This is a genomic window from Criblamydia sequanensis CRIB-18 (genome assembly GCF_000750955.1).
GTDB lineage: Bacteria > Chlamydiota > Chlamydiia > Chlamydiales > Criblamydiaceae > Criblamydia > Criblamydia sequanensis.
Map to the genome: position 1 here is coordinate 161,911 of NZ_CCEJ010000001.1, position 12,852 is coordinate 174,762.

Here is a 12,852-nt window from a genome sequence, read left to right on the forward strand (position 1 = left end):
ATTGTAACTTTAGTTACACTTCTAAGTTAATTATAATAGTATTTCGTATAAACTTAAAAATAATTGTTATTAATATTTTATTAAGCTGGTCTTATACCTTGTGCCATCTTTTCAATTAGCTGTGATATTTTTTGCAGCATAGAGCTTGCGGATTTATAATATTCCTCAAAAACGAACATATAACGACGTACTTTTTCTTTCTGGGTGTCGTTAAAAGATTGTCCGGCAGTAATTGCGAAAGTAATATTTTGTTGGAAAGTACCGGCTCTTGCCGAGTCTGCCCTTATTCCGGAGACAGGGCTTGTTCCTAAGTAACCCGTTCCAACCGGGTTGACGATTTCACCGCTTGCATTAACCGGGTTAATGGGGTTGCCGTTTGCATCAAGTCTTGTTCCACTGCCTTGAAGAGCATTTTGGCTGTAATCTTGACCTTCGTTTGCTCGATAGAAGTCAAGCGTCCACATTTTAGCATCTGTGACCGTAATTTGTCCGTTAGTGCTTGGGGGCAAATCGGCGTAAACTTGTTTTAACCTACCTAGGAAGGAGCTTGTGTCCCCTGAGGTTCCTGGAGCGACTAAGTCTACTTGAGTAATGGCTGCCGATAGTTGAGCCTTTGTATCCTCAAGTTTTGTAACATAAGCATTAACATCTCCAATTCCTGTGATGGTAGTTTGCTTGTCATAGACAAAGTCAGGGAAAATAGGCAACCCGTAGAAAGCACTCGCCATGCGAAGATAGGTTTTCATGTAGTTGGTATCAACACCTTCACCGCCTGCGATGTTAGTGTTTTGAATAATGGTAGTGCCAAAGAAAGGTTTTGCAGTTGGCCTTTCGATAACAAGTCCGCTGCCATCAAATTGGAAAGGAAATTGTCCGACAGATTGAACTGTAACGGTGTTATGCAGCTGTTGCAAAGTGGCTAAGATATCTAACGCTTTTTGTGTCGCCTGTAAGCTATCGTCTAGTTGCTCAAGGGCTGTTGAAAGCACTCTATTGCCTTCCCTCACGTAGTTAACTTCAAGTAATCTTTGAAGTGTGTGAGAGTTTGCTTCCAGCGCATCAGCAGAAGTAAAGAGCACAGAGGTTATAACCGTGCTACCAATAATTGTAATACGTGTTGTGACGCCAGCGCCTAAGGTTTGCCCGGCTTCCAACCAATCTTGGAAGGGGAACACAAAGGGGCCGTCAGCAAATGGGTCTTGAATTGTATTCGGCATAGCTTCTCCTCAATTGCATATGATGATTATATGCATGAAGCTTCGGTCCCGATTTGATGATGCTTTAAAAAGCCTAAAATCTTAGAAGGGGGTTCAAAGAAACTGGCTTTCTTTAAGCTATTTACTTTCGTAACCTTAACTTCACTTAAGTTATAAATTACTTTGAAGAGTTGATGCCAAAAGGCATAAATCTCCAAGAAGATCCTTTTTAATAAAAAGAGGATGTTTTTGAAGATTTGGAGAAAAGCAGATTAATTATAGGATTATACTAACTATAATGAAACCCCCTTCTATTATTGATTGTATACTATTTTTTTTTATTTTTCAATGAATGCTAGAAGTAAAATGAATTGTTAAGTTATGTTAAATAACAATCTCTATCTATAAGCCTTGCATCTGCGTATAACTTCCCCAATCTTAGTGGTATAAGGCGCAAGCCGCTTTTCAACAAATCGAATCCAGTCACTTTCCGTATAGTCTAGATTTATCATGAAATAAGACCAGCGTAAAGGTGAATTCTGTTGAAGCTTAATGGATTGCTGTAATAAAGGGATTGCAAACCCTTGGTGTTGAAACTGAGGGTCAATAAAAAAGCCGGAATAGCGGACCCACTCTTTCTCATAAGGAAGAGTATGCGTAATCATCCAGCCGACAATGTCTCCCTTATACTTAAGGCCTAAACTGTTAATGTATTGGATGAAGATTTTTTCGTTGGTGGGAGAAATGAAAGGGTGAAAGGAAAATTGCTCTTCCAGTTGGCGAAGCCGATTTTCTTCTTTGGGAGTTAAATCTTTCCAGGGAAAGATTTTAAAATCTTCTTGAAGGGTCATCTCTTTTGTAAACCAGGGAGGTTTAAAAGCATAACAGTCAAAATAGTACTTTATATATTTAACGGAAGGGGAGCCAAACCCTTTTTTTTCTAACAGAAGAGATAGAGGGCTTCTTGGGCTTCCTTTCGTATGCTCATAAAGACAGCAGACAATCATGCAGTTCTTTTCTTTTAGTATTTTTTCAACTTCATCTAAAAGAGGTTCTGCGTAAAGAGAAAAAGCAACAGGTGATTTGGCATTTAGACAACTTAACTCAGAAAGACTTGGACTGCTAGAATATGAAATAAGAGCCAAGGCTTGTAAAGTGCCCTTTTGATCAAAAGCGCCAAGACGTATTAGCTCAATATTAGGTCCGAAAGACTCATCGCCGATTTCATTGGGATTAAAGTAAATAGGGGAAAGAGACGGGCCTGCTAAAGTTATCCCGTCTCTCCATACATCGTCGGAAGAAATTTCTTTTTCCAGAACACGTATCTCTGGCATGCTAAAAAAAATCCCTATATTGGATCCGTTAAGTTAAAATTAAGCGGATGCTTTTTTCTCAGCTTTTCTAATTATAGGCTGTTTCTTTTGAGTCACAGAATCTTCTTCAATGATGATTTCTTCTATAGACTCATCAGAGGGCACCTCAAACATGAGATCCCGCATAAGACTTTCTAGAATCATGCGAAGAGCCCGGGCTCCTGTCCCTGCTTCATGAGCCTTTTTGGCTATGGCTTCAAGAGCTTTTTCTTCAAAATGAAGATTTACGCCATCTAATCCAAAAAGCGCTTGATACTGCTTTATAATGGCATTTTTAGGCTGAGTCAGCACTAAAATCAAATCTTCCATACTTAGTTCGTAGCAATTCGCCAAGCTATTGAATCTGCCGACAAATTCAGGAATCATGCCGAATTGGATTAAATCTTCAGGCTCGACTTTTGAAAGAAGGGCGCTTTTCTCATGGCTTGTTAAATCGTCTTTTGCATCGGCTTTAAAGCCAATAATACTCTTTCCAAGTCTTTTAGCCACGATTTCATCCAAACCAACGAAAGCGCCGCCAACGATAAAGAGGATATTTTCAGTATTTACTTTAATATATTCTTGGTTAGGGTGCTTTCTTCCGCCTTTTGGGGGAACGTTTGCAACCGTCCCTTCAACTATTTTTAATAGAGCTTGCTGAACGCCTTCACCGGAAACGTCTCTTGTAATAGAGACATTCGATGTGGTTCTATGAATTTTGTCGATTTCATCCACATAAATAATGCCTTTTTCCGCTTTGGCGACATCATAATCTGCCGCTTGAAGAAGTCTTAAAATGATGTTTTCGACATCTTCACCTACATATCCGGCTTCTGTCAGGGTTGTGGCATCAGCGATTGCAAAAGGCACTTCAAGAATCCTTGCAAGTGTTTTGGCAATTAGAGTTTTACCAGAACCTGTCGGGCCAAATAGCAAAACGTTCGATTTGCTAATTTCCACATTAGCGTCATTATTTAAAAGAGACGAAATTCTTCTATAATGGTTATAAACGGCTACAGAAATGGTTCTTTTAGCCGATTCTTGGCCAATGATGTATTCATCAAGCTTTTCTTTAATTTCTCGGGGCTTTAACAACTTAACTTCAAAAGGTTCTGCGGAAGTCGTGGCCTTTACTTGATTTTTCTTATCTAGAATGCTGGAACAGAGATGAACACATTTATCGCAAATGTAAACATTAGGTCCTGAGATCAATTTTTCCACAGCATCTTCTGTTCGTCCACAGAACGAGCAACTGATGATATCTTTTGGGGGTGGCGTATTTTTAGCCATAGTCAAATGCCTTTAAACTGGATGATTAAGGCTGAATTTCACTTCAGCCGAATAAAAGTAATTTCTAATTAAAAGGTTACCACACTTTTTAGTTAATTGCTTTCAAAATAAAGATTCTTAAACAAAAGACATTCTTTATACAAGTAATCTAAAAATGAGAAGATTAAGCTTTTTCTTATGATCTTATTTGGCAGGTGTTGACTGCGCCACCACTTCGTCAATAAGACCGTAATTTTTCGCTTCTTCAGGGCTCATAAAGAAATCCCTTTCTGAATCTTGGGCGATTTTTTCGATGGGCTGTCCGGTGCATAAAGCCAAGATTTCGTTCAACCTTTTCTTCATGAAAAGAATTTCTTTAGCCTGAATGCGTACATCTTCGGCTCTGCCGCCGACGCCGCCTGAGGGTTGGTGAATCATGATCCGGCTGTTCGGGAGAGCGTATCTACGTCCCTTAGTTCCTGCAGCAAGGAGGAAAGCACCCATAGAAGAGGCTTGGCCAATGCAGTAGGTATTCACGTTGCAAGACATCCATTTCAGGGTGTCGAAAATGGCAAGACCGGCCGTGATGTACCCGCCCATGGAATTGATATAGATGTTGACGTCTTTTTTCGGGTCTTCCATTCGGAGGAAAAGAAGCTGCGCTACAACGACATTAGCTACATGATCCGTAATATCTGTACCGATAAATACAATACGGTCTTTTAATAACCTTGAAAAGATATCCATAGAGCGTTCGCCCCGGCCTGTATCTTCTATAACGTAGGGAGTTAAAGAAGCGAGCGTTCTTCGTTTATCGTCTTGGTACATGTCTAATCCTTCTATTGATCCTTCGAAATCACTATCCTTATTAAGCCAAAGGAAGTGTTTTTTTCAATTCATTATATTTATATAAGGCTTTAGCAAAATCAAGCAATTTAAAAAAGGAAGTAAGCCTTACTTCCTTTTTTGATTCTTAAAGACAGGCAAGATTTTAAGTATCTTAAGAACCTAAAAACTAGTCCCCTGATTTTTTTTGTGCTAAAAGTAAATCAGCTACCTTATCGCTAATCAAGTGATTATAAACGGTGATTAGCACATCATTTGGAGTCTCATCTTGTCTTGCAGACTCAGCTCTTCCGGTTTCAGGATTGAGATAGCGTCTTTTGACAAGTTCGGAGATCACTTCTTGACGGTCTACTTCAATGTTGTGCTTGCTTGCAAATTTTTGAGCAATAAAATGCCAGCGGCAGCTTTCTTCTACTTCATTTTTTAGTTCTTCTTCATAAGCGCTCATCTCTTCGGCAAGGCTTTTTTCACCCCTTGCATGGCTGGTTAATTGCTCAGCTTTTCTTGTTAGCGCCTTGTTTGTCTCTGCAGCAATAATCGAATTTGGTATTTCGAAAGTGTAGGTTCTTGCAATAGCGCGCTCAAGATTATGCCGGGTCTTTTCACGAGCTACTTCCTCATGAGTTCTTTTTAAGTCGCTTGCAATGCGATCATGCAATTCGGCTGCCGTCTGAAGACCAACTTTTTTAGCTAGCTCATCATCAAGGGGGGGGAGGGAGCTGACATTGATGCCTTTTACAGTGACAAGGCAGCGAACAGGGTGGAAGTTCGGGTTATGAGCGCCTTCTTCCTCACGGCTTGTCTCTTCTTTTTTTTCATCGATATTCATGCCGAGAAGGAGCTCGTGAAGCCAGGTTCCAAGCTTTCCTTTGGCCACTTCAATGCGGGTATTTTGGCAGATAAATTTCCCCGGAACATCGAGATCTTCAATGTCAACATCAACAAAATCCCCTTCCTGAACAGGACGATTAGCCACTGCCGTCCAGTCCGCGTATTGATAGCGGATATCTTCTATAATTTGATTGATTTTGGTCTCAGTGACAGCTTCCGGCTCAATTTGATCCCATTTTACTTTAGAAATATCAATTTCCGGGATATCGGGCATCGCTTCAAATTCGACAATGACTTCAGCGCCTTCCCTGCTCAAAAATGGAATTTTAGCTCCCTGGACGCTATCTTTTCTAAAGGGATGAACTTCAGTTAAGCGCATGGCATGGACAAAAGCTTCTTGTAAAACTTCATTTCTCCATTCTTTTTCAACATCTTTAGAAAAATGTTGGATAACCAAATTTTCAGGAACTTTACCTTTTCGAAACCCGGGAAGCGAGATGCCTTTATTTACAGCTTTTACCGCCTTTTGGAGAAGGGATTTTACAGCTTGCCCCCCTACCTCGATTTTAAAGCTGACACGGCAACCGCTATCTCTAGTTAAAAGAACTTTATAGTCGCTATTTTGAAATTCTTGTTGGGAGGGATGATTCTGAGACAAAGGATGATCTCCAATTACAAATTTATTTAGTTTTCAGTTGCCCTTTGAAGATTTAAGTTTTGAAACTTAAGCAAAAAAGGTTTCAAGAAAAGCCATTATGATCTATTGAGACAAAAAAATCCAGAAAATCGTGGAAGGAATCGAGAGGAAGTTTTTTTAAGAAGAATTGAATTAAAATTTGATTGTTTTTGAAAGAATTTAGATAAGCGGGTGATGAGGCTCGAACTCACGACCCTCACGTTGGCAACGTGATGCTCTACCACTGAGCTACACCCGCAATTAGTAAGGCTTGATGTTTTTGACTTTTTTGGACATGAAAAAAAAATTAGCTTTAGGCAGCTCATTTTAAAAGTAGTCTAAAAAAACCTATTAGCGGGTGATGAGGCTCGAACTCACGACCCTCACGTTGGCAACGTGATGCTCTACCACTGAGCTACACCCGCTTAACTTGAGCCGTAAGTATAGATAGAGGTTGTTTTTTTATGCAACAAAAATGGAAGTCAATCTTCTTTTTTAACTTCAGGCACGGGATCATAGCCGCCTTTTGACCAAGGCCCGCAAACAAGAAGTCTTTTCATGGTAAGATAGAAGCCTTTAAAAAATCCATGGTTTGAAATGGCTTCATGGGCATAGTGAGAACAGCTTGGATAGAATCTGCAGACGTTTCCAAGGAAGGGGCTTATAGCCAGTTGATAGATTTTAATTAAAGCGAGAGAAAGAGATTTCATATAAGTTTTAAAATGTCATGAAAAAAAACAAGGGCTACTTCAAGAATAATTAATATAATAATGGCAAGCTCAAGCCGGCTTGAATGTTGATGATTTAATTCATTGCCAAGCATTTCGAATAGATCGTGCATCACATCAAGTTGATGGTTAAGAGCCTTAGCTCTTGGCTGTAAATCAAGCTCTACGGCTGTCATCTGATAGATGGACTCATATTGCGGGTACTCCCAAAAAAATTCAGGCGTATCTAAAACATTGACGTGTAGATTGATAGAGCTTCTTTCCAGAAAAAGAATCCCCATGCACCGGCGAATCTCTTTTCTAGAGAGGGGAATACGGCCGTGTTTCGCGAGCGCTTCAGGCAAATATTTGGTTTTTTCAAAATTGCTTTGGATCATGATTTCAAAAGTTCCAAGCTTCACAGACTGAGCAAGGCCGTGAGAAAAAGCAAGTTTTGTCAATAAGTTATCATCGGCAAGAGAAATAAGGTCATTTTTAAATGAGGATTTACCGTTAATTGAAAAATGAATTTTATCCTTTTCAAAAGGATCTAAAGAAGTTTCCTCAAATGGGCGAATTTCTTCTCTTATTTTTTTAACTTCATCAAAGTTTAAGCCCCAGGAAACAAAAGCTCCATAGGGAAAGAAGAAAACATCCCCTCTTTCTCCTTGGGAACCGATCCAATTTACATAAATGACTTCCCTATGCCTCGCGGCATTTCTAGTTTGTCTAAAAAAGTCGTCTAACGCTTTAGTTAAATAAGAGGCGGCTGTGCAAACTGAGTAGCATTCCATAGATTAATTTCATGGTTACTTTTATTTTTGAAAATGGACTAGGAGGAAATTTAGTGCAAGAGTCTAGAGGAAGGAATTAAAATTTGCGAAAGGGGGGACTTGAACCCCCATGAGGAAACCTCGCTACCACCTCAAGGTAGTGCGTCTGCCATTTCGCCACTTTCGCTTTAAAACGCCTATTAACTTAGCATAAGAGAGTTCTTGCTGGCAAGAAAAAATCTATTTTTTTTCTAAAAACCTTTTTTTAGAAAATTTATTTTATTTTTTATGTATGATTCATAGTGTTCCTACCTTAAAGGACTCTTTATGACTGCACCATTTTCCCATCAACTCTTTCAAGCTTTATTTGAGAAGGCCAAAATTGGATCGAGAGAAACCTCTTGGGCGGGGTTTTGCGAAAGGGAGCAAGAGGTTTATAATTCTTTTTTTGAATCTTTGGAGAGTTCAACTGATCCGAAAAGTGAAAAAGACTCGATTCTTCATTTTTTAAAGGGTCTTGAGGAGCCTCTCTCTCTAATAAATTTAAAAACAGGCCCGATTGAACCTTTTAGCGGCAATCGCCTTTATGAAGTTATTTCCGGGGAAAATAGATACGTCTTAAAAGTTTATCAAACGAATCTAATAGAAGCTTTTGAAGAAGCGATAGCCTCGGATGTATTTCACAGACTTAAGCTAAAATCCCTCTCTACCCCGCCTATTATTAAGGCAGCAAAAATCAGTCTTGCCCATTCTAAAAGAATTTTTTTTCTTATGCCGAAAGTAGATACCCATACCTTCGACATGTTGATGAAGAGTTATCTTGAAAAAAACAAACTTAAAAAAGAGATGGAAGAAAGTTTTTTATCTTTCGGAAAAAGCCTGAATGAATGGCACTATTGCAAAGGGGATTTAGGGGAAAAAAAACTTAAGGCGCTATTTAAGCAACCCCTTTTAGAGCTATATAAGAGGGCCGAATTTCTTCTTAGAAACCAACAAGAACCCTTGATAGAAGTAGATGGATTAAAAAAATATTTTAATGAAAAGCTAAGCCTTTTTTTTAATACGAAATTTCCGGTTGGCTTCATGCATGGCGACCTGCATTTTGGCAATATGGGCCTTGACTTGAACTACAACAGTTTCATTTTTGATCTATCCAGTTCATTTCTATCGTTTCAAAAGAAAAATGTTCCTCATGGAATCCCTTATTTTGATGTGCATAATGTTCTCTCAAATATTTTAAGTTGGAAACTTTTTGGATTAACTCAAGAAGATGCCGATGATTTTTCTAAATCCTTTTTAGAAGGGAACTCAGGAGGAAAAATCCTTGATTTTGGGCTGTCGGATTTCTTCACTTTAATTGAAACCCTAAAAGCGATCCCTCGTTTTTTAGATGAAGAAGAAAGAGTTTTATCAGAAACAAAGGAAATCGGCAAAAAAATTGTGTTAGATAGACTCAAAGAGCTTAATTCCCGTATTTAACAAGAAATTCTTTCTTGGAAGAATGAGTTCGTCATTTTTTTGAAATGCAAAGGAAGGTGGAGAGTGTCAATTTCTTTAAAATTTTTGCAGTGGGCGAGTTTTAAAAGCAGCTCTCTGTCTTCTTCGTTTAAAGAAAAGCATTGCGTTTCTTCCTTGCAATGGGAGCAGAGAAGCATTCCCTCTTGTAAATAACTTTTGTTTAAAGCGGTCTCGCAAAGAGTGCAAGTAGGCGCTATTTTAAATAAACCCTCTAAAAGGAGTGTTTTCAGCCTAAAACTTGCTGAAAGAATCCAAGGGTCTTTCATGGAAGTTAGTCTTTCAAGGTAACAAATCGCCAAGTCAAAAAGAAGGGGGGCGGGCTTTTCAGGCATTTGTGAAGAGAGTACCACACCTGCTATATCAAAAGCTGTCATTAAAGCTTCATAGTTGGAGCGCATTTCAAGAAATAAGTTTATGATCGAGGTTTCTCTTCCCTTAAAAAAATCCCCCTGGCCTTCCTGGTATAGAATCTCAACATGACTTAAAGGGTCTTGAAAAAAAGGGGCTGATCTTTTTTTTAGGGCATTCTGAACAAAAAAGGGTAAAACACCCCTATCTTTTGTAAAAACATTTAAAATAGCATGCCCTTCTCCATAGGGAGTCGTTGACAGAATAAGAGCTTCGCTTCGAAATAAGGGCTTTTGAGACATAATTTCTAATTTTTTAACCTTAGTATGGGAAGAGCAAGAGAAAAAGAAAAGCCCTAATTCCTTAAATTTTAAAGAGATTTTCTTTTGCAAAAAACAAGAATCAGAGTATGATTCATTCATCTTTTTTTGCACCGATAGCTCAATGGATAGAGTATCCGGCTTCGAACCGGGTGGTTAGAGGTTCGAGTCCTCTTCGGTGCAAACCCAAGGCGCTTCCTGATGGAAAGCGCCTTTCTCATTTAAGGGCTGACACGCTTCTTATTTTTTAAATTCATCTCACCAAATTTGGATCATTTTTGCCGCCTAACGGAAAATGGATGCAAAAATTTGGAACTACTGGAGAAATTTCAGGCTTCCGATTACCTTAGGATGGTATCCAAGCTCAAATGAAATGAAATAATGGGGACACGACTTTATGAAATTAAATGAATTAGAGATAAAACTTCAAATCTGTTCGGAAGAACATTTTCAAGAAGTATTTAATTCTTGCATAAGATTATTTGGGACGGCTCAATCCCATATGCACCAGCTTGATGAATATTATGATACACCTGACGGACAGCTTAAAAAACAAGATCTAGTCATTAGGATACGCTCTAATGGTGAAAAGAAAACGATTGCTCTTAAAAGTCCAAGAGTAGAGTTACCAAGCGGCATGACAAATAGAATTGAGCTTGAATTTTTATCTGCCGACGGAGAAAAAGTTCATGAACAGCTTGCAAGTCAAGGATTAAACCCCAATGAAGCCGCAGAAAAAGAACGTTGGACATTCGTTTATAACGATTGCGAGATTGTTTTAGATAAGTTGCCGTTTATTGGGTCATTTATTGAAATTGAAGGCCCCTCAGAAATTGCCATCAACCAAATTGTTTTTTTATTGAATTTAACATCTTGTTCACCTGTTCGGCAAAACTATGGCGAGCTTATGGTGGCAAAATTTCGGCAATTACAATTGCCTCTATCCAATATAAGAGCCACATTTGCACATGAAATAGAATACCTGGCTTTTAAATAGATAGAGGAGAAATGTAATCGCTCGGAAAGTGAGGGATAATTTTCCTGAACTTAAATTTCAATTAACGTAAAATCCCTATTTTGGCCTTTTCAAAACGTCAAGTTTTCGTAAAAGTTCGCCGATTTCTTTTGTCCATTCAACTTTTTGAGACTCTTCATAAAGTGTAATATCAAGAAAGCCATGAATGAGACCGGCAAATGATTTGTGTATGACAGTGACTTTTGCATTCTGAAGCTGAGAGGAGTATTTCTCACCGTCATAAGCTAAAGGGTCATATTCGGCTGTTACAATAAGCGTTTTTGGGAGATTTTCTAGTTTTGAGCTAAAGTCCAAGGCCGCGTAAGGGTTTTTTAAATCTTCTTCATTTTGAATATACTGACTCCAGAAGTATTTCATAGCCTCTTTGGTAAGGAAATATTGATCCGGACACTTATCATAAATCTCATCTAAGATGAAAGGGCTGATAACAGGGTAAATGAGTAATTGAGCTGAGAGTTTAGGGCCATTATTATCCCTTGCCATTAAAGCAACAGCTCCGGCCAGATTTCCCCCTGCGCTTTCCCCTCCGACAAATACATTTTCTCCATCTCCGCCAAAAAGATAGGTATTTTTAGAGACCCATTTTACAGCTTCATAAGCATCTTCTAAAGGTTTTGGAAAAGGAAACTCGGGAGCTAAGCGATAATCAACTGAAGCTATAATGCACCCAAGATGATTTGAGAGCCTTCGGCAAACAGCATCTGCTTCCTCAACACTTCCAAAGACCCACCCTCCTCCATGAAAATAGACCATTACAGGTAAGCTTGTGGTTGCATTCGGGATATAGATTCTTAAAGGTATTTTATGGTTATCGCGCCCCGGAATTTCAAAATCCACAATCCGATTAACAGATTCACGCTCTTTATAATATTCAGACATCGATTGAGCATTCATTTTTCGCTCTTCAGCAAGAGAAAGATTTGATGAATTTGTTTCAAGTTCCTTTTGCCGATCGATAAATGCTTTAAAGTTAGTGTCCTTAAAAAGGTCGACCCTGTTTTCAGATTTCATATTTATATTTCCGTAATAGACATAAAGCAGCGTAAAAATACTAAAAATAAAAAGTGAAAGCCTACAAAAATTTTTAGCTCGTTTATTCATTTCTTGTGATAAATTAAATGATTTGAATGACTTTAGAATACACTTGTGCGGTTATTTTTGGAATTTAATGTTGCTAGCGTCAAATTTTTTTGATTCTGAGGTATCGGGTCAAGAGGTCAAATTGACTAATTTCTATAAAGCTGAAGGTGCTTCTAAATAAGAATTCCCCTTGCGCCTATTAAAAATAAGATTGAATTTTAACCCTTTATACTTTTCGCTTTAAAAAATTATGATTAAATTTTTTTTATTTTCCCTATGGACCTCTCTTTCATTTATAAGTTTAGAAGGTAGTATGAAGGCATTAGAGTCGACCCATTTTTTGATAAGACCTGCAAAATCAGGGGAAGAAGCCATTCTATTTGATCTCATTTTAGAGCTTGCAGAGTATGAAGGAAAAGATCTCGCGGTTTTACCGATAAATATAGAGAGCCTAAAAACCTTTGGATTCGAGGATAAACCCTATTTTTATACGGAATTTGCTGAGGTTGATGAAAAGGTTGTCGGCTACGCTTTATATTATTACGGATTTTCTGCCAATCAAGGCTTCCCCATCCTCTATTTGGAAGATCTTTATGTAAAGCCTGAATATAGAGATTTGGGGATCGGCACCCGCTTTTTAAAGAGATTGGCTCAATATGCCTTGCAAAGAAATTGCTGCCGCCTTGAATGGCATGTTTTTTCATGGAATAGGGAAGCTATTAACTTCTATAAAAAAATTGGCGGTATTTTAAAGGAAAATCTCATCCAAGTACATCTAGAAAAGGAGCATTTGCAAAAGATAACAAGCTACTGATTTTTAAATTCTAAAGCCTTTATAAGGTTTTTTTCTTGTCGTTGACATTTTTCTTTGTTTGGTTTTTTTTAAGAGGACGATTTTCA

12 protein-coding genes and 4 tRNA genes are annotated in these 12,852 nt (G+C 38.3%); 4 read left to right on the forward strand and 12 right to left on the reverse strand.

Annotated features, from left to right (window positions below; genetic code table 11):
- Positions 1-80 precede the first annotated feature (80 nt).
- The 10 genes from CSEC_RS00575 to CSEC_RS00620 all read right to left on the reverse strand — a co-directional run bounded on the left by CSEC_RS00575 (position 81) and on the right by CSEC_RS00620 (position 7,837).
- Positions 81-1,217 carry a hypothetical protein gene (locus tag CSEC_RS00575; protein ID WP_041016468.1) on the reverse strand — a complete coding sequence of 379 codons (1,137 nt, stop codon included), beginning with the start codon at positions 1,215-1,217 and terminating at the stop codon, positions 81-83.
- Between the two features lie 377 nt (positions 1,218-1,594).
- The gene (locus CSEC_RS00580) at positions 1,595-2,530 is read right to left on the reverse strand and encodes a hypothetical protein (RefSeq protein ID WP_041016469.1); all 936 of its coding nucleotides are present in this window, start codon (positions 2,528-2,530) and stop codon (positions 1,595-1,597) included.
- A 39-nt stretch (positions 2,531-2,569) separates the two neighbouring features.
- Positions 2,570-3,838, reverse strand: a complete 1,269-nt coding sequence (clpX, locus tag CSEC_RS00585; RefSeq protein ID WP_041016470.1) for an ATP-dependent Clp protease ATP-binding subunit ClpX — start codon at positions 3,836-3,838, stop codon at positions 2,570-2,572.
- A 183-nt stretch (positions 3,839-4,021) separates the two neighbouring features.
- Positions 4,022-4,645: an ATP-dependent Clp protease proteolytic subunit gene (locus CSEC_RS00590; protein ID WP_041016471.1), complete on the reverse strand. Its 624-nt coding sequence runs from the start codon at positions 4,643-4,645 to the stop codon at positions 4,022-4,024.
- Positions 4,646-4,832: 187 nt separating this feature from the next.
- On the reverse strand, positions 4,833-6,152 hold the full coding sequence (gene tig / locus CSEC_RS00595; protein WP_041016472.1) for a trigger factor: 1,320 nt from the start codon (positions 6,150-6,152) through the stop codon (positions 4,833-4,835).
- Between the two features lie 205 nt (positions 6,153-6,357).
- A tRNA-Gly gene (locus CSEC_RS00600) sits at positions 6,358-6,429 on the reverse strand.
- A gap of 94 nt (positions 6,430-6,523) precedes the next feature.
- Positions 6,524-6,595 (reverse strand) — tRNA-Gly (locus CSEC_RS00605).
- A gap of 57 nt (positions 6,596-6,652) precedes the next feature.
- Positions 6,653-6,880: a membrane protein insertion efficiency factor YidD gene (yidD, locus tag CSEC_RS00610; protein WP_041016473.1), complete on the reverse strand. Its 228-nt coding sequence runs from the start codon at positions 6,878-6,880 to the stop codon at positions 6,653-6,655.
- Positions 6,877-7,671, reverse strand: a complete 795-nt coding sequence (locus CSEC_RS00615) for an RMD1 family protein (RefSeq protein WP_041016474.1) — start codon at positions 7,669-7,671, stop codon at positions 6,877-6,879. The genes yidD and CSEC_RS00615 overlap by 4 nt, the downstream gene beginning before the upstream one ends.
- An 84-nt stretch (positions 7,672-7,755) precedes the next feature.
- A tRNA-Leu gene (locus CSEC_RS00620) sits at positions 7,756-7,837 on the reverse strand.
- A 140-nt stretch (positions 7,838-7,977) separates the two neighbouring features.
- On the opposite strand from CSEC_RS00620, the gene CSEC_RS00625 reads away from it, so the two are divergent.
- On the forward strand, positions 7,978-9,129 hold the full coding sequence (locus CSEC_RS00625) for a phosphotransferase (protein WP_041016475.1): 1,152 nt from the start codon (positions 7,978-7,980) through the stop codon (positions 9,127-9,129).
- On the opposite strand, the gene recO is transcribed toward CSEC_RS00625, so the two are convergent.
- A complete protein-coding gene (gene recO / locus CSEC_RS12880) occupies positions 9,126-9,938 on the reverse strand; it encodes a DNA repair protein RecO (protein WP_079977916.1) in 813 nt (270 codons plus the stop codon). The two genes, CSEC_RS00625 and recO, sit on opposite strands and share 4 nt — an antisense overlap.
- Before the next feature lie 8 nt (positions 9,939-9,946).
- Here recO and CSEC_RS00635 point away from each other — a divergent pair.
- A tRNA-Arg gene (locus tag CSEC_RS00635) sits at positions 9,947-10,019 on the forward strand.
- A 214-nt stretch (positions 10,020-10,233) separates the two neighbouring features.
- Positions 10,234-10,833: a class IV adenylate cyclase gene (locus tag CSEC_RS00640; protein ID WP_041016477.1), complete on the forward strand. Its 600-nt coding sequence runs from the start codon at positions 10,234-10,236 to the stop codon at positions 10,831-10,833.
- A 75-nt stretch (positions 10,834-10,908) separates the two neighbouring features.
- On the opposite strand, the gene CSEC_RS00645 is transcribed toward CSEC_RS00640, so the two are convergent.
- The gene (locus CSEC_RS00645) at positions 10,909-11,883 is read right to left on the reverse strand and encodes an alpha/beta hydrolase (protein ID WP_161780935.1); all 975 of its coding nucleotides are present in this window, start codon (positions 11,881-11,883) and stop codon (positions 10,909-10,911) included.
- Between the two features lie 382 nt (positions 11,884-12,265).
- On the opposite strand from CSEC_RS00645, the gene CSEC_RS00650 reads away from it, so the two are divergent.
- Positions 12,266-12,766, forward strand: coding sequence for a GNAT family N-acetyltransferase (locus CSEC_RS00650; RefSeq protein WP_041016478.1), 501 nt, complete (start codon positions 12,266-12,268; stop codon positions 12,764-12,766).
- The last annotated feature ends 86 nt before the right edge of the window (positions 12,767-12,852 follow it).

Bases quoted from the DNA above. Each gene is read 5' to 3' on its own strand.
- CSEC_RS00645 (WP_161780935.1), bottom strand. From the start codon at position 11,883: ATGAAATCTGAAAACAGGGTCGACCTTTTTAAGGACACTAACTTTAAA.
- CSEC_RS00640 (WP_041016477.1), top strand. From the start codon at position 10,234: ATGAAATTAAATGAATTAGAGATAAAACTTCAAATCTGTTCGGAAGAA.
- CSEC_RS00650 (WP_041016478.1), top strand. From the start codon at position 12,266: ATGAAGGCATTAGAGTCGACCCATTTTTTGATAAGACCTGCAAAATCA.
- CSEC_RS00615 (WP_041016474.1), bottom strand. From the start codon at position 7,671: ATGGAATGCTACTCAGTTTGCACAGCCGCCTCTTATTTAACTAAAGCG.
- clpX (WP_041016470.1), bottom strand. From the start codon at position 3,838: ATGGCTAAAAATACGCCACCCCCAAAAGATATCATCAGTTGCTCGTTC.
- CSEC_RS00575 (WP_041016468.1), bottom strand. From the start codon at position 1,217: ATGCCGAATACAATTCAAGACCCATTTGCTGACGGCCCCTTTGTGTTC.
- recO (WP_079977916.1), bottom strand. From the start codon at position 9,938: ATGAATGAATCATACTCTGATTCTTGTTTTTTGCAAAAGAAAATCTCT.
- yidD (WP_041016473.1), bottom strand. From the start codon at position 6,880: ATGAAATCTCTTTCTCTCGCTTTAATTAAAATCTATCAACTGGCTATA.
- CSEC_RS00580 (WP_041016469.1), bottom strand. From the start codon at position 2,530: ATGCCAGAGATACGTGTTCTGGAAAAAGAAATTTCTTCCGACGATGTA.
- CSEC_RS00625 (WP_041016475.1), top strand. From the start codon at position 7,978: ATGACTGCACCATTTTCCCATCAACTCTTTCAAGCTTTATTTGAGAAG.
- CSEC_RS00590 (WP_041016471.1), bottom strand. From the start codon at position 4,645: ATGTACCAAGACGATAAACGAAGAACGCTCGCTTCTTTAACTCCCTAC.